The organism is Pseudoduganella sp. SL102 (assembly GCF_027856995.1).
Classification (GTDB): Bacteria; Pseudomonadota; Gammaproteobacteria; order Burkholderiales; family Burkholderiaceae_D; genus Rugamonas; species Rugamonas albidiflava.
In genome coordinates this window covers 3,864,582-3,882,278 of record NZ_CP115554.1, presented here as the reverse complement: position 1 = coordinate 3,882,278, position 17,697 = coordinate 3,864,582, and the positions used below count along the sequence as shown (strand labels likewise).

Annotated in this window: 14 protein-coding genes; 9 read left to right on the top strand and 5 right to left on the bottom strand. The window is 68.4% G+C overall.

Translation table 11 applies throughout. The features are described from left to right. The first annotated feature begins 60 nt into the window (after nt 1-60). On the top strand, nt 61-1,989 hold the full coding sequence (locus OU994_RS16395) for an alpha/beta hydrolase (RefSeq protein WP_281606718.1): 1,929 nt from the start codon (nt 61-63) through the stop codon (nt 1,987-1,989). Between the two features lie 121 nt (nt 1,990-2,110). Here the strand turns inward: OU994_RS16395 and dcd are convergent, their stop codons facing one another. Then, the gene (gene dcd / locus OU994_RS16390; protein WP_131145955.1) at nt 2,111-2,677 is read right to left on the bottom strand and encodes a dCTP deaminase; all 567 of its coding nucleotides are present in this window, start codon (nt 2,675-2,677) and stop codon (nt 2,111-2,113) included. A 97-nt stretch (nt 2,678-2,774) separates the two neighbouring features. After that, nucleotides 2,775-3,605 (bottom strand): alpha/beta hydrolase, encoded by an 831-nt coding sequence (locus tag OU994_RS16385; RefSeq protein WP_281606717.1) that lies wholly within the window; start codon nt 3,603-3,605, stop codon nt 2,775-2,777. 195 nt (nt 3,606-3,800) lie between these two features. Here OU994_RS16385 and OU994_RS16380 point away from each other — a divergent pair, with 195 nt between their 5' ends. The 3 genes from OU994_RS16380 (at nt 3,801) to OU994_RS16370 (ending at nt 5,553) form a co-directional block, all read left to right on the top strand. Further along, nucleotides 3,801-4,580, top strand: a complete 780-nt coding sequence (locus OU994_RS16380) for a class II aldolase/adducin family protein (RefSeq protein ID WP_281606716.1) — start codon at nt 3,801-3,803, stop codon at nt 4,578-4,580. Nucleotides 4,581-4,603: 23 nt separating this feature from the next. After that, the gene (locus tag OU994_RS16375; protein ID WP_281606715.1) at nt 4,604-4,789 is read left to right on the top strand and encodes a 4-oxalocrotonate tautomerase; all 186 of its coding nucleotides are present in this window, start codon (nt 4,604-4,606) and stop codon (nt 4,787-4,789) included. A 161-nt stretch (nt 4,790-4,950) separates the two neighbouring features. Next, nucleotides 4,951-5,553, top strand: a complete 603-nt coding sequence (locus OU994_RS16370; RefSeq protein ID WP_281606714.1) for a hypothetical protein — start codon at nt 4,951-4,953, stop codon at nt 5,551-5,553. Nucleotides 5,554-5,757: 204 nt separating this feature from the next. Here the strand turns inward: OU994_RS16370 and OU994_RS16365 are convergent, their stop codons facing one another. Both OU994_RS16365 and OU994_RS16360 read right to left on the bottom strand, forming a co-directional pair. Next, nucleotides 5,758-6,675, bottom strand: coding sequence for a LysR family transcriptional regulator (locus tag OU994_RS16365; RefSeq protein ID WP_281606713.1), 918 nt, complete (start codon nt 6,673-6,675; stop codon nt 5,758-5,760). 86 nt (nt 6,676-6,761) lie between these two features. Continuing rightward, complete coding sequence (locus OU994_RS16360; RefSeq protein ID WP_281606712.1) at nt 6,762-8,762, bottom strand: ATP-binding protein; 2,001 nt, start codon at nt 8,760-8,762, stop codon at nt 6,762-6,764. 380 nt (nt 8,763-9,142) lie between these two features. Here OU994_RS16360 and OU994_RS16355 point away from each other — a divergent pair, with 380 nt between their 5' ends. The 5 genes from OU994_RS16355 to OU994_RS16335 all read left to right on the top strand — a co-directional run bounded on the left by OU994_RS16355 (nt 9,143) and on the right by OU994_RS16335 (nt 14,305). Then, entirely contained in the window at nt 9,143-9,844 is a 702-nt protein-coding gene (locus OU994_RS16355) for a GntR family transcriptional regulator (protein ID WP_281606711.1), read from the top strand. A gap of 47 nt (nt 9,845-9,891) precedes the next feature. Then, the gene (locus tag OU994_RS16350) at nt 9,892-10,935 is read left to right on the top strand and encodes an ABC transporter substrate-binding protein (RefSeq protein ID WP_281606710.1); all 1,044 of its coding nucleotides are present in this window, start codon (nt 9,892-9,894) and stop codon (nt 10,933-10,935) included. Between the two features lie 5 nt (nt 10,936-10,940). Then, nucleotides 10,941-11,756, top strand: a complete 816-nt coding sequence (locus OU994_RS16345; RefSeq protein ID WP_281606709.1) for an ABC transporter ATP-binding protein — start codon at nt 10,941-10,943, stop codon at nt 11,754-11,756. A 38-nt stretch (nt 11,757-11,794) separates the two neighbouring features. After that, on the top strand, nt 11,795-12,556 hold the full coding sequence (locus tag OU994_RS16340; RefSeq protein ID WP_131149090.1) for an ABC transporter permease: 762 nt from the start codon (nt 11,795-11,797) through the stop codon (nt 12,554-12,556). Between the two features lie 120 nt (nt 12,557-12,676). Then, entirely contained in the window at nt 12,677-14,305 is a 1,629-nt protein-coding gene (locus OU994_RS16335) for a glycoside hydrolase 43 family protein (RefSeq protein WP_281606708.1), read from the top strand. A 269-nt stretch (nt 14,306-14,574) separates the two neighbouring features. Here the strand turns inward: OU994_RS16335 and OU994_RS16330 are convergent, their stop codons facing one another. Then, nucleotides 14,575-17,664, bottom strand: a complete 3,090-nt coding sequence (locus OU994_RS16330; RefSeq protein WP_281606707.1) for a TonB-dependent receptor domain-containing protein — start codon at nt 17,662-17,664, stop codon at nt 14,575-14,577. Nucleotides 17,665-17,697 lie beyond the last annotated feature (33 nt).

Sequence of the window (17,697 nt, the reverse complement as noted above, 5' to 3'; positions counted from 1 at the left end):
AAAGTTGTAAAAGTGGCAAAATGCGGATCATCGCCGTCGAACCCCACCGCGAGTCGCCGCATGCCCTTCTTTCCTCTGCCCGCTGTTTCTTCACCCATGGCGCCGGCGCCAGCTGCCCGGCTGAAGGCCATCGCCGCCGCGCTGTCGTGCTGCCTGCTCGGCGCCTGCGGCCTCGTCAAGGTCAATGGCGATGCCCGGACCTTTTATTCCTCGACCGTGCTGGTCGGCCGCGTCGCCAGTGCCGCCCCGCCGGGCACGCCGCTGGTGGTGGCGGCCTTCAGCCGCCAGGACGGTGCCCTGGTGCCCGTCCACCACACGGTGCTGCACGAGCCGGGCGGCTATGAGCTGCTGGTGCCGCGCGGCGAACACGTGGTCGCCGCGTTCGCCGATGCCAACGGCAACCTGCGGCTCGACGCGGGCGAGCAGGCCGGCCAGTTCCGCCCCGGGCCCGTCGTCGCGAACGGTACCGGCACCGTCATCGAACTCAATTTCACGGTGGCCGGCCAGGCCACCGATATCCCGGTCGGCACGGCCGTCAGCGAGACGCCGCCGGCCACGCTGCACAGCACGCAGGCGGGCGCCATCGCCGACCTCGACGCGCCGGTGTTTTCACCGGAGTTTGCCCGCATCGGCTACTGGACGCCCACGGAATTCTTCCGCAACGCCGGCGGCAACGTGTACTTCCTGGAGAAATACGACCCGGCCAGGATCCCCGTGCTGTTCATCCACGGCGTGGGCGGCTCGCCGCAGGACTGGCGCTACTTCTTCGACAAGCTGGACCGCAAGCGCTACCAGCCGTGGTTCTTCTACTATCCGTCCGGCGCCGCGCTCGATTCGGTCTCGTACCTGCTGTACTGGAAGCTGATCAATCTGCAGCGCCAGTACCACTTCGAGCGCATCGTCCTCACCGCGCACAGCATGGGCGGCCTGGTGGCGCGCAATTTCCTGTCGAACCACGGCTCGCAGCTGCCGGTGGAGAAAACCTTCGTGTCGCTGTCGACGCCGTGGGGCGGCGATGCCATGGCCGACCAGGGCGTGGCGCACTCCCCGGCCGTGGTCCCGTCATGGAACGACATGCAGGCCGGCGGGCGCTTTATCCAGTCGCTGTACCGGCGCGCGCTGCCGGGCGATACGGCTTACTACCTGTTCTTCGGCCACGCCGGCCGCTACAGCCTGCTGCATTCGGCCAATACGGACGGCGCGGTCACGCTGGCCAGCGAACTGCGCCCGCAAGCCCAGGCCGAGGCGCGCATGATCTACGGCTTCGACGAGGACCACACCAGCATCCTGCGCTCGCCGCAGGTGTTCGCGCGCTACGCGGCGGTGCTCGACGCGGCCTTGGCCAGGCCCGGCACCGCCCCCGCCGCGCCGGGCGGCCACCTGCGCGTGGCGCTGCGCCATCGCGGCGCCGGCGCGCTGGCCCCGGCCGAACCGCTGCTGGTGCTGACGCCCGCCGATGCCGCGCAGGGGCGCATCGTGGTGCCCCTGCTGGCCGGCGACCGGGGCCGCCGCCTGGGGCCGTTCGCTCCCGGTGTCTACGACGTGGCCGTCGTATCGCCCGGCTTCAGCGCGCAGCCGGCCCGGCGCAAGGTCGCGATCGCCGCCGGCCAGGTACCGGAACTGGACATCGAGCTCCAGCCCGTGGGCACGCTGTTTGGCTATATCGGCGCGGACGTCGCACCGGGAGGAAATCCCGCGGGCAGTTTCCGCGAGCCGCATCCGGGCATCGATATCGAGGCCATCACGCTGTCCGGCGCGGGCATCGAACGCACCCTCGTGCCCGACCGCGGCCGCACGGAACTGGGCATCGACAGCTACCTGGCCGGCAAGGACGACGCGGCCAGGGCCATGTTCTCCTTTGTCGGCCTGCCCGATGGCGACTACGCGCTGACGATCACCGCACCGGGCTACCACCCCTACCGCGCCACGCATACCGTTGTCGCCGGGCAGTCCGGCAAGGTGGAGCCCATCGTGCTGGCGCGGCGGTGACCGCTCTGCCTGGGCGGTCACCGCCGGCAGGTCAATCCGCTGGTGATACACCGGAAACGACAAGGCCTCCCGGCCGGCAGCGGGGAGGCCTTGCGGAGATGCCGATGGCGCGCTGGCTACATCAGGCCTTCGGCAGCGTCACGCCGTGCTGGCCCTGGTACTTGCCGTTGCGGTCCTTGTACGATGTTTCGCATTCCTCGTCGCTCTGGAAGAACAGCACCTGGGCACAGCCTTCGCCGGCGTAGATCTTGGCGGGCAGTGGCGTGGTGTTGGAGAACTCCAGCGTCACGTAGCCTTCCCATTCCGGCTCGAACGGCGTGACGTTGACGATGATGCCGCAGCGGGCATAGGTCGACTTGCCGAGGCAGACGGTCAGCACATCGCGGGGGATGCGGAAGTATTCGATGGTGCGGGCCAGCGCGAACGAGTTCGGCGGGATGATGCAGACATCGCTCTTCACGTCGACGAAGGAATTCGAATCGAAGTTCTTCGGGTCGACGATCGTGCTGTTGATGTTCGTGAAGATCTTGAACTCGTCGGCGCAGCGGATATCGTAGCCGTACGACGACGTGCCGAACGAGATCACCTTGCGGCCGTCCACGGCCCGGACCTGGCCGGGCTCGAAGGGTTCGATCATTCCGGTCGATTCCGCCATCCGGCGGATCCATTTGTCGCTTTTAATCGTCATCGCAAAGGCTTCAATTCTGTGGGTGGGTGGTGCGGCCGCGCCGCGTGGGGGCGATTTTACGCGATCCCGCTTCCGGCCTGAAGGGTTTTACAACATTTCAGCCATGGCGCGCATCGGCGCACAGCGGCAATCCGGCACCCAGCAGGTCGCACGCCATGTCGCGGATCGCCTGGGCCGTCAGCACGGGAAACTCCATCGGGAACAGGTGCCCGCCCGGCATCACCTGGAAATGGCGGCCCACCAGCGCCTTCGTGGCGGCCAGGCCGGCCTGCCGGTTTTCCACCGAGATGCGCCCGGCCAGGTACCCCACCGGCACGGGGAATTCGCCGGCCACCAGCCCGCCCACATGGTGCGGCAAGGTGCGGTAGACCGCGGTCTCCACTTCGCGTGAAAAGCGCAGCTGCACGCCGTCGGGATGCGGCGCCAGCCCGGCGGCCAGGTAATCCTGCAGGACACCGGGTGCCCATGCCGCGAACAGTTCCTTGCTGGCGAAGTGGCGCAGCGCATCGGCCTCGCTGGGCCATACGTTCCGGCGCCGGGCGGACAGCCGCGCCGGCGAATAGCGGTCTTCCGCGTTGAAGCGCTTGATGAGCCGCCAGGCCAGCGCGCGCCAGCCCGCCACGACGGGCGAATCGAGCAGCACCACGCAGCGCGCCAGGTCCGGCCGCTGCGCCGCCGCCATCAGGCTCAGCATCCCGCCCAGCGAATGGCCGACCAGGATCGCCGGCTCGCCGTGGTAGCGCGCCACCAGTTCGGCAATCAGCTCGTCCACCAGTTCATGCCAGCCGTCGCGCACGGGAAACGCGGGATCGTGGGCATGCATGTCCAGCGCGCCGACGTCGAACTCCTTGCCGAGCTGGGCGAACAGCTGGCGATAGGTTCCGGCGGGGTAACTGTTGGCGTGGGCGAAATGCAGGATCGGTTTCATGGTGGGCGGCGCCGGGGCGCCGGGAATTTCGGCGTGGCGATGGTAGCGGCGAAAACTTATGATTGTCTTACTTCAAGAATAGTAACGAATCTTAACATAAGGCAAACCTCGACCGTTGCCTGGGAGGCGGATCGTACGGACAGCCTATACAGGCAGTGAGGTATCGGACCGCGCAAACCCTGCTACGCTTTCGCCATGGACAGACTCTCGACACCCGGCCAGGCGGCACTCGTGCGCCCCGGCATCGCCTCCCCCGCCGAATGGCAAACCCGCGTCGACCTGGCGGCCTGCTACCAGCTGTGCGCGCTGCATGGCTGGGACGACGGCATCTATACGCATATCTCGGCCGCCGTACCGGGCGAACCGGGCTGTTACCTGATCAATCCGTTCGGCATGCGCTTCGAGGAAGTCACGGCGTCGAACCTGGTCAAGGTCGACAGCGACGGCAACCCGCTCGGTCCGCCCCAGTACACGGTCAGCCGCTCGGGCTTCCGCCTGCACGCGGCGGTGCACGCGGCGCGCCCGGACGCGGCCTGCGTGCTGCACCTCCATAACATGGCCGGCCTGGCCGTGGGCATGCAGGACGACGGCCTGCTGCCGCTGTCGCCCTACGCATTGCGCTTCCACGGCGCGCTGGCCTATCACGACTACGAAGGCATCGCGATGATGCCGGACGAGCAGGCGCGCCTGGTGCGCGACCTGGGTGCCCACCAGGCCATGCTGCTGCGCCACCACGGCAGCCTGACCGTGGGCCGCACCATCGCCGAGGCGTTCGTTTTGATGGAAACCCTGGACCGCGCGTGCGAGGCGCAATGGCGTTCCCAGGCGGCCGGCGTGCCGCTGCGCCAGCCGCCCGAGGCGATCTGCCGGACCGCCCACGCGCAGCTGGTGGGCGACGGCGCTCCCGAAGGCGCGCTCGAATGGCCGTCGCTGCTGCGCCGCCTGGATGCCGAACGTCCCCGCTACCGCACCTGACCCCGCCACGAAGGAGATACACGATGCCCACCATTAATGTCCAGCTGTTCGAAGGCCGCACGCCGGAGGAAAAACGCGCGTTCGTGCGAGCCGTCACGGAAGCCACCGTGAAGACCCTGGGTGCATCGCCCGAATCGGTCGACATCCTGATCCACGAGGTCAAGCGCGAGCACTGGGCCACCGCCGGCAAGCTGTGGTCCGAGCGGTAAGCCGGGCCATGTCGCCCGCACGCCGTTGACCCGCACCTGGCGACAAATTTACGAAACTTTTCCGGAAACGGCGCGGATATCATGGAGCCCCCGCCGCCCGGGTTGCCGATATCGTGGCAGGAACACCGGTGGCTGGCCCAACGCCCCCGGAGGTCTCCACGATGAACGCATCCATGAAGCCGCTGCCCCGCGCGGCATACCCGCTGCTCGTGCTGGGCGCGCTGCTGGCCGGCTGCGCCATGCCGCCGGCAGGCCAGCACGGCACAGTCGCCGTGGCAGCGCCAGGCGCCTGCGGCCCCTGCTGCGAGCGCGATCCCGCGGCCGAGGCCAGCGCCACGCAAGGCCGGTCGGCCGCCTGGCCGGACAATCCCTATCCCGGCAAGGATACCTATGCCAACGTGGTGCTCGCGCCGGGCACGGTGCTGTATTCGCTGACGCCGGGCGCGCCGCCCCGCTTCGCCGTCGCCGAGCAGACACTGCGCGATGCGGCCGGCCAGTGGGACAGGTATTACGCGCTGGTGCAGGTCACCACCGATCCCGGCAAGGACGCCGACGGCAAGCCGCGCACGCTGCGCGAGCTGGTGCGGACCTTCCACGTCACCGATCACGTATGCGCCGCCCGCGGCATCGCCGTGGCCAACAAGCAGTTCGGCGCCGGTGGCGGCACGCAATACTACATCTCTCCGGCCGACGGGGCCAAGCTGCGGCCGGGCGAGAACCTGCCGATCACGCGCTGGTATGTGGCGGAGATCGATGGCAGGTGAGTGAAGTACAGTGGGCAAGCACGTTGGGCGGGCGAGCCTGTAGGGCCCTCGTGTTTGGGCTCGGACCTGATGCCGACTGGATAAATCCCCCCCAAGTGCAAATTCCGGGGTCAGACCCGGCGGGTCTGACCCCAGCCGTTCGCGTTTGGGGTGAATGCATGCACTTTCAATGTGCGGGGAATGCTGAACTTGACGGCATCGACCTCAGGCCCGAGCCGCACCGCCCTTGCCGAACATCCGCGATTCCGCCGCCAGCGCCAGCAGGTTCGGATCCCGCTCGCGCGACTTCGACAGCAGCAAGGTGATCACCTGGTGGGAGGCATACGGCTCGGCCAGCGGAATCAGTTCGATGCGCCCGCTGTACTCGGCCACCCGGGCCGGCAGCAGGCTGTAGCCCATGCCGCTGCCGACCAGGTTGATCAGCGAGAAGATATCGCCGACCCGCATCGCCGTCTCCGGCACGAAGCCGGCCTGGCGGAAGGCGTGGTTGAAACTGTCCGACGTCACGAAGCCATCGCCCAGCGTGATGAACTGCTCGCTGCGCAGGGCCTTCAGGTCGACTTGCGCCATGCCGGCATAGGGCGACTGCAGCGGTGCGGCGAGCCGCACTTCGTCCTCGAACAGCGGCACCGCGACCAGGGCGGCGTTGTCGGACGGTGCCTGCAGGCCGATGACGACCGCGTCGAGCCGCCCATCGGCCAGGCCCTGCAACAGGTCCTTGTTGGAGCCGAGCGTCAGGTCGATGTGCAGGTCGGGCCGGCGCAGCTTCAGGCCCATCAGCAGGTGCGGGATGCAGCGCAAGGTCAGCGAGTACAGCGAGCCGATGCGCAGCCGGTTGCTGTTGAACCCGGCCAGTTCGCGCACCTTGCGGATGCCTTCCTCGGTCTCCGCCACCGCCCGCTGCGCGTGGCTGGCGAACGCGAACGCGGCCGGCAGCGCCGTCAGCTTGCGGCCTTCGCGCTGGAACAGCTGGCAGCGCAGGCCCTGTTCCAGCGAATGCAGGGCGCGGTGCACGCTGACGATGCTTTGCCCGACCTCTTCCGAGACACGCGCAAGGCTGGACAGGCGCATGAAGGCCAGGAAGATTTCCAGTTTTTTCAGGGTGATTTCTTCGTCGATCATCCGGCGAGCATAGCGCAATCTCCGGCGCCGGCGTAAGCCAGGATAGACATTCGCATGGACTGGACGGCCCGCTCCCGCCCACGCGACTAGGGTTCGGCGTGGCGTGGCGTGACTTCCGCCAGCGCTGCCACCAGCCGGCCGACATCGACCGGCTTGACGAAGTACAGATCGAATCCCGCCTCGATGGCGGCCGCCCGGTCGGAAGCCTGCCCGTAGCCGGACATGCCGATCAGCCACGCGCCGCGGGTGCGCGGATCGGCCCGCAGCTGCCGCGCCAGCGTGAGGCCGTCGATATCCGGCAGGCCGATGTCGAGCAGGCACACGTCGGGCTGCAGTTCGGCGGCGCGGCGCACCGCATCGCGCGAGCTGGCCAGGCTGATCACCCGGTGCCCGAGCGACGACAGCAGCATCTCCACCATGGCCAGCGCATCCTCGTTGTCGTCCACCGCCAGCACGCGCAGCGCCGTGGCGCCGGGCGGCGGCACCCAGGCGTGCGCCGGTGCGGCCAGCTGCGGCGCCTCCGCCAGTGGCAGGCATACGGTGAAGCACGTGCCCCGCCCCGCCCCGGCACTGCGCGCATGCACGGTTCCGCCATGAAGTTCCACCAGGCTGCCCACCAGGGCCAGGCCGATACACAGCCCGCCTTGCTTGCGGTCCGGACTGCGCTCGCCCTGCACGAACATGCCGAACACGGGTTCGATCATGTCCGCCGCCAGGCCGATGCCGTTGTCCGTGACGGCGGTGCGCACATGGCGCTCGTCGATGGCCAGTTCGACCTCGATGATGCCGCCTTCGGGCGTGAACTTGGCGGCATTGCTGAGCAGGTTGGCGATCACCTGCACGAGCCGCTTTTCATCGCCCGTCACGAAGGCCGCGGACTGCGGCTGGCGCACGTGCAGCGTGTGGCGCCGCGCTTCCAGCGCGGGCCGGGCCTGTTCGGTGGCCTGGGACACCACCCGCTTCATGTCCAGCGGCTTCGTGTCGAGCGTGATCAGGCCGCGCGTCACGCGCGCCACGTCCAGCAGTTCGTCGACCAGGGCGCTCATGTGCGCCACCTGCCGGTGGATCACCGCCAGCGTGTGCTCCACCTGCTTCTCGTCGCGCCGCCCCAGCGACAGCAGCGCCGCCGCGGCGCTGATCGGTGCCAGCGGATTGCGCAGCTCATGGGCCAGCATGGCCAGGAACCCGTCCTTGCGGCGGTCCGCCACGATCAGCGCCTTTTCCGCCTCGACCCGGTCGCCGATATCCATCGCGATGGCGGTGGCGCCAGCCGGCTTGCCGGCCGCGTCGACGATCGGCGCGGCCGACAGCAGCACCATGCGGTGCGGCCTTCCGTGGCCGAACGACTCCACCTCGAGCAGGCACTTGTCGACCGTCTGCCCCGCCAGCGCGCGGTACAGCGGCCATTCCTCCGGCCGCAGCCTGGCGCCTTCGCCACCGGGACTGGCGGCCCAGCCATTCCACGCCGCGAAATCCAGCGTGCCGTCGATGCACGGGAGCGCGGCGCCGAACAGCGCTTCGTGTGCCGGATTGGCATGCAGCAGCTTGCCCCGCTCGTCCAGCATGATGATGCCCACGGGCGCCGAGCGCAGCACCGAGGCGAGGTAGGCGCGGTTGGCTTCCGCGCTCCTCGCGCTGCGCATCGCCTCCTCGCGCGCACTGCGCAGCGCGCGTTGCGCCAGCACTTCGGCCGTGACGTCGATGGTCGTGTGCGATATGCAGATGAGCTGGCCCGCCTCGTCGAAGATCGGCGTGTTGGTGGCGCTCCAGTAGCGGTCCTCGAACCATGTCTTGCCATCCCTGGTCATGCCGATCGGATAGCGCTGCGCCGACATGGTCTGCGGCGAGCGGGTTTCGATCGCCCTGGCGATGGAGCGCCCGAGCGGGCCGACACCGGTATCGCCCGCGTCGCCGGGGTCTTCGGCGAACGCCTCGAACAGGGGAAGTCCCAGCAGGTCCTCGCGGCGGCGCCCGACGTAGCCCAGGAAGGCGTCGTTGACGGCGATGATCTCCAGCTTGTCGGTGGGCGCCAGCAAGTACTGCCCGATCGGCGAGCGGTGAAAGGCGGCGGTGAAAAGCACATCCATCGTGGACCCGATCGGTTGGCAAGGCCCGATTGTGGCACCGGCGCGCCGTCACTGGCGCCCGGAACGGCCGCGCAGGAGGGCAGCGGCGCCGGGGCCGGGCACCCTGCGGCGGCGCCGCTCAGCCATGGTGATGCATTGCTTCGGTGCACGCGGCGCCTTTTTTGGGGCAACGATGGCATCCGGATTGTCGACAATCCGCCCTGCTTCCCGGCCGTTCCGCGCGCTCGCGGGACCGCCGCGAATGGCCCGGAACCGCGCGGCAGCGCGCTTTCCGGCACAAGCCGCCACGCGGATTGTCGACATTTCCAGACCGGTGGCACGCGCCTTGCTAAGCATGGTTGAGCCAATCACCTGCCAACCCCATGTCCCTTGCACCAGCATTGCCCCCCACATCCCTGCTCGACGCGCCGGCCAGCGCCATCGCGCCGGAAGAACGCATGTACCTCGACGTGTACGATGCGATCATGTCGCACCGCCTGCACGCCGGCACCAAGCTCACCGAGCAGGGCCTGGGCGACATCTATGGCCTGGCGCGGCACCACGTGCGGCGCGTGCTGGCCAGGCTGGCGGCGGACGGCCTGGTCGACCTGGAACGCAATCGCGGCGCCCGCATCGCCAGCCCCGGCGCGCGCGAGGCGGACGACATGTTCGAGCTGCGCCAGGTGCTGGAAGCGAAGGTGATGGACAAGCTGGCCGGCCGGCTCACCGAAGCGGACGGCCGTGCGCTGCGCGACCTGATCGCGCGCGAACGCGATGCCTGGATGCGCGGCGACCGGCCGCTGTGGATCCGGCTGTCGGCCGAGTTCCACATCGAGCTGGCGAAACTGGCCGGCAACGCCTTGCTGGTCGATGCGCTGCGCCGGCTGGTCTCGCGCACCACGCTGCTCATCTCGAATCTCGACAACGCCGGCCAGCAGCCCTGCTCCTTCGACGAGCATGCCGCCGTGGTCGACGCCCTGCAACACCACGACAGCGCCCGCGCCCAGGCACAGATGGCGCGGCACCTCGGCCAGTGCGCCTGCCGGCTGCTGGCGCGGTCGCCGGCCCGCTTCGACCTGCGCAGCGCGCTGGGCAAGGCATGACCATTTTCATGGCGGCTCCGCCGCCTTCACCCCAGAAAGGACGTTCCATGCATTTCACTCTCCGCTCATCGCGTTTCCGCCAGCTCGCCGCCAGCGTGGCGCTGGCCGTGCTGGCCCTGCCGGCGCTGGCGCAGGATACGAAGATCAAGTTCCAGCTGGACTGGCGTTTCGAAGGACCGTCCGCGCTGTTCCTGGTCGCCAAAAGCAAGGGCTACTTTGCCCAGGAAAAGCTGGACGTGACGATCGACGCCGGCAACGGCTCCGGCAACGCCGTCAACCGGGTGGCATCGGGCACCTACGACATGGGGTTCGCGGATCTCGCCGCGCTGATGGAATTCACCGCCAACAACCCTACCGCGCCGGGCAAGCCGGTCGGCGTGATGATGGTCTATAACGACACGCCGGCGGCCGTGCTGGCGCTGAAGAAATCCGGCATCCGCTCCCCGGCCGACCTGAAGGGCAGGAAGCTGGGTGCCCCCGTGTTCGACGCAGGCCGCCGCGCCTGGCCGATCCTGGCGCGCAGCAACGGCCTCGATCCCGCGGCTGCCGCCTGGACCAGCATGGAGCCCGCCCTGCGCGAGACGATGCTGGTGCGCGGCGACGTGGATGCGATCACCGGCTTTACCTTCACCTCGCTGCTGAACCTGAACGCGCGCGGCATCAAGGACGAGGATGTCGTCGTGCTGCCTTACCCGAAGTATGGCGTGCGGCTGTACGGCAATGCCATCATCGCCTCCGACGCGCTGGTGAAGCAGAAGCCCGAGGCGGTCAAGGGCTTCCTGCGCGCCTTCGCCAGGGCCGCGCGCGACGTGATGGCCAATCCGGAAGCGGCGATCAAGAGCGTCAAGGAACGCGATGGCCTGATCGACGAAAAACTCGAGCTGCGCCGTCTCAAGCTGGCCATCGCCACCGCGATCGCCACGCCGAGCGCCAAGGCCGAAGGCTTCGGCCAGGTCTCGGCGCCGCGGCTGTCGCTGATGGCGTCGCAGGTCTCCGACGTGTACGCCACGAAGACGCGGGTCGACCCGAAGACGGTCTGGATCTCCACCTTCCTGCCGTCCGCGGCGGAACTGAACGTGTTCCCGAAATGACGGCGATGACCGACATCCTGGCGGCGGAACAGGCCGTCGCCAACCATTTCGTCGACTTCCGCGACGTCTTCCTCGCCTACGACGACTCGGGTGAATATGCGGTGGAAGACATCACGCTGCAGACGCGGCCCGGCGAATTCATCGCCATCGTCGGCCCGTCCGGCTGCGGCAAGTCGACCTTCATGAAGCTGGCCACGGGCCTGAAGGCGCCCACCCGCGGCACGGTCCATATCGACGGGCAGCAGGTGACCGGGCCGCTGAAGATCGTCGGCATGGCGTTCCAGGCACCCACGCTGCTGCCGTGGCGCACCACGCTGGACAACGTGCTGCTGCCACTGGAAATCGTCGAACCATACCGCCGCACGTTCCGCAAGGACCGCGCGGCGCACGTGGAACGCGCACTGGCGCTGCTGAAGACCGTGGGCCTGGACGGATACGCGGACAAGTACCCGTGGCAGCTGTCCGGCGGCATGCAGCAGCGCGCATCGATCTGCCGGGCCCTGATCCACGAACCGAAGATGCTGCTGCTCGACGAACCGTTCGGCGCCCTGGACGCTTTCACACGCGAAGAACTGTGGTGCGTGCTGCGCGACCTGTGGACCGAACGCCGCTTCAACGTCATCCTCGTCACCCACGACCTGCGCGAAGCCGCCTTCCTGGCCGACACGGTCTACGTGATGAGCAAGCGGCCGGGGCGCATCGTCGCCCGGCGCGACAACCCGCTGCCGCGGCCGCGCGATATCGACATCACCTATACCGAGCCGTTCAGCGCGCTCGTGCACGAGTTGCGCGAGCACATCGGCCGGGTCCGCGGTACCTGAACCTTCACCTGTCCGGCACCCGCCATGGAACCAACATGATGCACCGTAAAACCATCAAGACCTTCGCCCCGTGGGCCCTGCTCGCCGCCATCGTGCTGCTGTGGCAGGCCGCCTGCGCCCTGTTCGACATTTCCGAATTCATCTTCCCCAGCCCGTACGCGATCGCCGTCGCGCTGGTCGAGTACGCCGGCCCCATCGCCGGCCATGCCTGGCAGACGTTCTGGGTGACGATGGCGGGCTTCGCCATCGCCGTCGCCGTCGGCGTCGCGTTCGGGGTGCTGATCGGCTCGTCGCCGCTGCTGTACGCGGCCGCCTATCCGCTGATGACCGCCTTCAACGCCTTGCCGAAGGCCGCCTTCGTGCCGATCCTGGTGGTGTGGTTCGGCATCGGCGCCGGCCCGGCGATCCTGACCGCCTTCCTGATCTCGTTCTTCCCGATCATGGTCAACATCGCCACCGGACTGGCCACGCTGGAGCCGGAACTGGAAGACGTGCTGCGGGTACTCGGCGCGCGCCGCCTGGACGTGCTGCTGAAGGTCGGCCTGCCGCGTTCCATGCCGTACTTCTTCGCATCGCTGAAGGTGGCCATCACGCTGGCCTTCGTCGGCTCCACGGTGTCGGAAATGAACGCGGCCAACGAAGGCATCGGCTACCTGCTGGTGTCGGCCGGTTCGTCGATGAAGATGCCGCTGGCGTTTGCCGGCCTGGGCGTGATCGGCGCGATGGCGATGGCGATGTACGAACTGTTCGCCATCGTCGAGCGGCGCTCCACGGCCTGGGCGCACCGCGGCGCCCGCTGAGGCCAGCCGGGTTGGCCAATGCCAGCCACGCAACGCTCACCAGCTTGATCGTTTCCGTCTTGACAGCGGCGCCCCGCCCGGCATCTACTGGGCGGCGACGTCAAATCATACGGAGACCGGATGGCCATGCGGATCGGCAGGAAGGCGGCCCTTGCCGGGCTGCTCGCAGGAGCTTGCGTGGCGCTGTCCGCCATGGCGGAGGCGCCCGCGCAGCGCTACACCAACCCGGTCATCCACGCCGACTACTCCGACCCCGACGTGATCCGCGTCGGCGAGGAGTATTACCTGGTGGCGTCCAGCTTCCACTTCTCCCCAGGCTTGCCGGTGCTGCAATCGAAGGACCTGGTGCACTGGAAGATCGCCGGCCACGTGCTGCCGGCGCTGCCATTCCACCCGTCCTACGACATGGTGCCGCCGTACACCCTCACCGACAGCATCTCCAAGCCGGTGGGCTCCGGCATGCGCTACGCCGGCGGCGTGTGGGCGCCGGCGATCCGCTATCACAATGCACGCTTCTACGTCTACTGGGCCACGCCGGACGAAGGCATCTTCATGAGCACCGCCGAGCATCCGGGCGGGCCCTGGTCGGCACCCGTGACGGTGCTGGCCGGCGCCGGCTATGAGGATCCCTGCCCGTTCTGGGACGACGACGGCAAGGCCTGGCTGGTGCATTCGAAGGTGGGCGCCGGGCCGATCATCCTGCATGCGATGACGCCGGACGGCACGAAACTGCTCGATGCCGGCACGACGATCATCGAGGACAAGGTCAACCTGCCCGTGCTGGAAGGCCCGAAGGTCTACAAGCGCGACGGCTGGTACTACATCTTCGCGCCCATCGGCGGCGTGGGCACCGGCCCGCAGGCGGTGCTGCGCGCCCGCACGATCCAGGGGCCGTACGAACACCGCACGGTGCTCCATCCCGGCAATGGCCTGGCCGGGCCGCACCAGGGCGGGTATGTCGAAACGCCGTCCGGCGAAGGCTGGTTCATCCACTTCAACAGCACCGGCGCGTTCGGCCGCATCGCGCACCTGCAGCCGGTGGCGTGGAAGGATGGCTGGCCGGTGATGGGCGACGCAGGCTTGCCGGTGCGCGACCATGCGGCGCCGCGGACCGCGGCCCGCTCGCCCGACTATCGCCTGCAGGATTCCGACGAGTTCTCCACCGGCGCGCTCGGCCTGCAATGGTCGTGGAACCACAATCCGGACCCGGCGCGCTGGAGCCTCGCGCAGCGCCCAGGCTTCCTGCGCATCGAAGGCAACCGGGCCAGGCACCTGGTCGGCGCGCGGAACACGCTGACGCAGATCCTGCAGGGGCCGGCCGCCGAGATCACCACGCGAATCGAGCTGGGGGGAATGGCGGAAGGCCAGCGCGCCGGGCTCGCGCTGTTCGGCGTCAGGGTGCCGTGGATCGGCGTCGTGCGCGAGGGTGGCGTCAATTACCTCACCTACGCCAACGCTGGCCGGGAGTTGCGCGGGCCGGCGCTCGCGGCCGGCGCCGTCGTCCTGCGCGCCAGCGTGCGGGCCGACCAGACGGTGCAGTTCTCGCATGCGTTGCAGGAAGGCGGGCCGTTCAGGGAATTCGGCCCCGCTACCGAGCTGGCGAAGTTTTCGTGGTGGAAAGGCAGCCGGCCAGCCGTGTTTACGTACCTCCGCTCGGACAGCGACGAGGCGAAGGCGAGCGCGCCCCCGGGCCAGATCCAGCGCAATTACATCGACGTGGACTGGTTCAGGGTGAAGGTGGCGAGGTAGACACGACGGAGGCGGCCCCTGGCATCATGCATTTACCCCAGGTGCAAGCCCTGGGGTCAGGGAGGAGTACCGGCATGCATGCCGGTACCGCGACGCAGGCTAGGAGCAATGCTCCTCGAAACCCCTGCTGTGCCCCGGCGGGGTGAAGCAGGGGTTTCGCGAAGCATGCTTCGCGCCTGCGGAACGGTGCTGGCATGCAGGCCAGCATTCCTTCCTGACCCCCGCCTTTGCAGTTGGGGTGCATGCATGCGATACCAACTGGCCCCTGTCTACAGCCGCACATTCAGCGTGGCAAAGAACACGCGCCCCAGCGGATCGTACGTGGCCGACACCGAGTTGTTCGACGGCAGCTGGGTGGAGCCCAGCACCGGCGGGTCGCGGTCGGTGACGTTGCGCACGCCGGCGGTCAGGTTGACCATCTTGCTGAAATCGTAGCCGGCCGTCAGGTCGAGGTAGGTGTACGAGCCGATGCGCGGATTGGTCAGCGATTCGTAGGCTGGCGGCGCGACACCCCGGCGCTGCGGCACCAGATACGCATCGGTGGTGACGCTGCCGCTGTAGCGCGCCCGTGCCGACAGCATCAGCTTTCCGCTGTTCATCGTCACCCGCGCCGTGCCCTTCCACTTCGCCACCGGCTGGCCGCAGGTGCCACCCCAGGTACCCACGCATTCGTTGGTCACGTCCGGGATATCCTGGATCGGCGTGAAGGTCAGTTCATCCACGTAGGTCCAGTTGGTGTCGACATTCCACCGCGTTCCGCCGCCGCCAAGGCCCCAGCCGGTGCGGAAGCCGTAGTTCGCGGCCAGGTCGACGCCTCGCGTGCGGATGCCGCCGATGTTCGCGGCGGTGGTCATCACGTAGGTCGGCGCGGCGATCTGGCCGGTCACCGGATCGCGGTTGATCGCCCGGCAGTAGACGCTGTCCGCACTCTGGATGGTCAGGTAGCACAGGTCCAGGACGGACTGGATGCCGCCGCCGCCCAGGGTCGAGATGGCGTTGTCCAGCGTGATCCGGTAGAAATCCAGGCTGAGTTGCAACCCGCGCACGGCCGTCGGCGCGAAGACGGCGCCGATGGTGGTGGTGTGCGACGTCTCCGCCGTCAGGTCCGGATTGCCGCCCAGGATCTGCGTGAGGAACTGGGTCGGCTGCACCGAAGGATCGAACACCAGGCCGCCCGGCACGCCTGTGGCCTCGCACAGCGCGCGCACGGCGGCGGTCTGCTGGCCGGCCGGGGCGCGGCTGGAACAGGGATCGATGGCGGTCGGGCCATTGCGGCCCTGGCCGCCGAACAGTTCACCCACGTTCGGTGCGCGGATCGATTTCTGCTTCTGCACGCGGAAGGTCAGGCTGTCCAGCGGAGCCCATTCGGTACCGATGGAACTGGTCCACACCTTGCCGACCGACTCCACGTCGTAGTCGGAGCGGCGGAACGCGCCGCTGACGCTCAGGCTTTTCGCGAATGCCCGGTCCTTGAGCAGCGGCACGCGCGCCTCGCCGAAGAATTCCTTGACGGTGGCTTCGCCCTCGGTGGGCCGCGCGGCATTCCAGCCCGAGACGTCGCCCGACGACAGGAACGCGTCCGGCGTGTATTTGCTGTAAGAATGGCGGCGCTCGAAGCCCGCCGAGAAGTCGACCGGGCCGGATGGCAATTCGGCCAGCTTGCCCGTCACGTTGCCGGCCACCACCTGCTGCTCGGCGACGATATCGGAGTTCGACGAGATCAGGATCGCCTCGCGTGCCGCGCCGCTGAGGTTCTGGCCGAACGGATTGAGCACCGGCGCCGCGCCGTTCTGTGCCAGCAGCGCATTCTGGAAGCGGCTCAGCGAGATGGAGCCCGCCTGGTACTGCGATTCGGTAGTGCGCGCGTGCGTGTAGTAGATGTCGTATTTCAGGTCGCTCAGGTAGTTTTCGGACACGGCGGGCAGCTCGCCTCGCAGGCCGATGGCGGCGCGGAATACGCTGTGGTCCGTCTCGGCCAGCCGGGTGCCGAGGTCGGAAAGGCGCCGGTTCAGGTTGACCAGCGCCAGGCCGTCGCCCGCCACCGTCGTCAGCGTCTGCGACCCGTTGGTGGCGCGCAGCGTGCCCGACTCGCGCAGGTCGAGCTGGCGCATCACTTCCTGCATCTGCGTGCTCAGGTACGGATTGCCGGTGTTGACGAGGAAGTTGCCGCTCGCGCTGGTCGGGCCGATCTGCACCTTGGCGATGTTGCTGCTGTAATGCAGTTCCAGGTAGCCGGTCGCGCGCTGGTTGAAATCGTAATGCGCGAAGGCGTTGCCCATCCAGCGCTTCTGCGGGGTGACCACATACGACAGCGGCCCCAGGTCATAGCCGTCATCGGGCGCGACATAGGGCCGCACCGCTTTCCCGCTGGCGTCGAAGATGGCGCCCAGCGTGCCCATGCCCTGCAGGCCGGCGGCGCGCAGCGCGGCGTCCAGCGCCGGATTCGACGCCGCCGAGCCGGCCACCGGCAGATTGCCGATGCGCCCTGTCGGCACGGTGGACGAGCCGCTGTAGACGAGGCCAGGCCGGCCGCCGGCGGACAGGCAGGTCTGGCCGCCCGGCACTGCCAGCGGGGTACCGGGACGGGTCGCCGACCAGGACGCGGCGGTGACGCAGCCGTCGCCCATCGACGGCAGCGAGTAGCCGCCCAGCTCACCGCGGGTCATGCCCTCGCGGTCCATGTAGTTCAGCGACAGGACCGCGTTGCCGCGGTTGCCGGCGAAATTGCCGCCCACGGTCAGGTCGACGCTGTTGGTCGGCGTGCCGGTCGGCTGGTCCCGGGTATGCTGGGCATTGATTTCCACGCCCTGGAAATTGTCGCGCAGGATGAAGTTGACGACACCGGAAATCGCGTCCGACCCGTACACGGCGGAGGAACCGCCCGTTACGGTTTCGATGCGCCGCACCAGCGCCGCGGGAATCGCGTTGATGTCGGTGGTGAAGTCGGGACCTGTGATCGCGAAGCGGCGCCCGTTCACCAGCACCAGGTTTCGGGTCGGCCCCAGGTTGCGCAGGTTCAGCGTCGCCGTGCCGGACGGCTGGCCGGCCTGCATGGTGTTCGCGGTGGGGCTGCTCAACTGGTTGGCGGTGAATTGCGGCGTATCCGTCAGCAGCGTTTCCAGGTTCTGCGTGCCCGTCACCTTCAGTTCCTGCGCATCGAGCACGGTGACGGGCGTGGGCGCGAGAAAGCCGCGGTTCACCAGTCGGGTACCGGTGATGACGACGGTCGTGTCCGCCGGCGCCGTGGCGGGCACTTCCTGCGCCCCGGCGATGCAGGTGACGCAACTGGCCGCGAGTGCCGCGGAAATGGACCGGTGTCGCCGGATTCGGTTCTTGCTGCTGCGCTGCGGATGTCGCATTCGTCGTCCCCAATCGAAATGAAGTGTTTACCG

Bases quoted from the DNA above. Each gene is read 5' to 3' on its own strand.
- OU994_RS16395 (WP_281606718.1), top strand. From the start codon at position 61: ATGCCCTTCTTTCCTCTGCCCGCTGTTTCTTCACCCATGGCGCCGGCG.
- dcd (WP_131145955.1), bottom strand. From the start codon at position 2,677: ATGACGATTAAAAGCGACAAATGGATCCGCCGGATGGCGGAATCGACC.
- OU994_RS16385 (WP_281606717.1), bottom strand. From the start codon at position 3,605: ATGAAACCGATCCTGCATTTCGCCCACGCCAACAGTTACCCCGCCGGA.
- OU994_RS16380 (WP_281606716.1), top strand. From the start codon at position 3,801: ATGGACAGACTCTCGACACCCGGCCAGGCGGCACTCGTGCGCCCCGGC.
- OU994_RS16375 (WP_281606715.1), top strand. From the start codon at position 4,604: ATGCCCACCATTAATGTCCAGCTGTTCGAAGGCCGCACGCCGGAGGAA.
- OU994_RS16370 (WP_281606714.1), top strand. From the start codon at position 4,951: ATGAACGCATCCATGAAGCCGCTGCCCCGCGCGGCATACCCGCTGCTC.
- OU994_RS16365 (WP_281606713.1), bottom strand. From the start codon at position 6,675: ATGATCGACGAAGAAATCACCCTGAAAAAACTGGAAATCTTCCTGGCC.
- OU994_RS16360 (WP_281606712.1), bottom strand. From the start codon at position 8,762: ATGGATGTGCTTTTCACCGCCGCCTTTCACCGCTCGCCGATCGGGCAG.
- OU994_RS16350 (WP_281606710.1), top strand. From the start codon at position 9,892: ATGCATTTCACTCTCCGCTCATCGCGTTTCCGCCAGCTCGCCGCCAGC.
- OU994_RS16345 (WP_281606709.1), top strand. From the start codon at position 10,941: ATGACCGACATCCTGGCGGCGGAACAGGCCGTCGCCAACCATTTCGTC.
- OU994_RS16340 (WP_131149090.1), top strand. From the start codon at position 11,795: ATGCACCGTAAAACCATCAAGACCTTCGCCCCGTGGGCCCTGCTCGCC.
- OU994_RS16335 (WP_281606708.1), top strand. From the start codon at position 12,677: ATGGCCATGCGGATCGGCAGGAAGGCGGCCCTTGCCGGGCTGCTCGCA.
- OU994_RS16330 (WP_281606707.1), bottom strand. From the start codon at position 17,664: ATGCGACATCCGCAGCGCAGCAGCAAGAACCGAATCCGGCGACACCGG.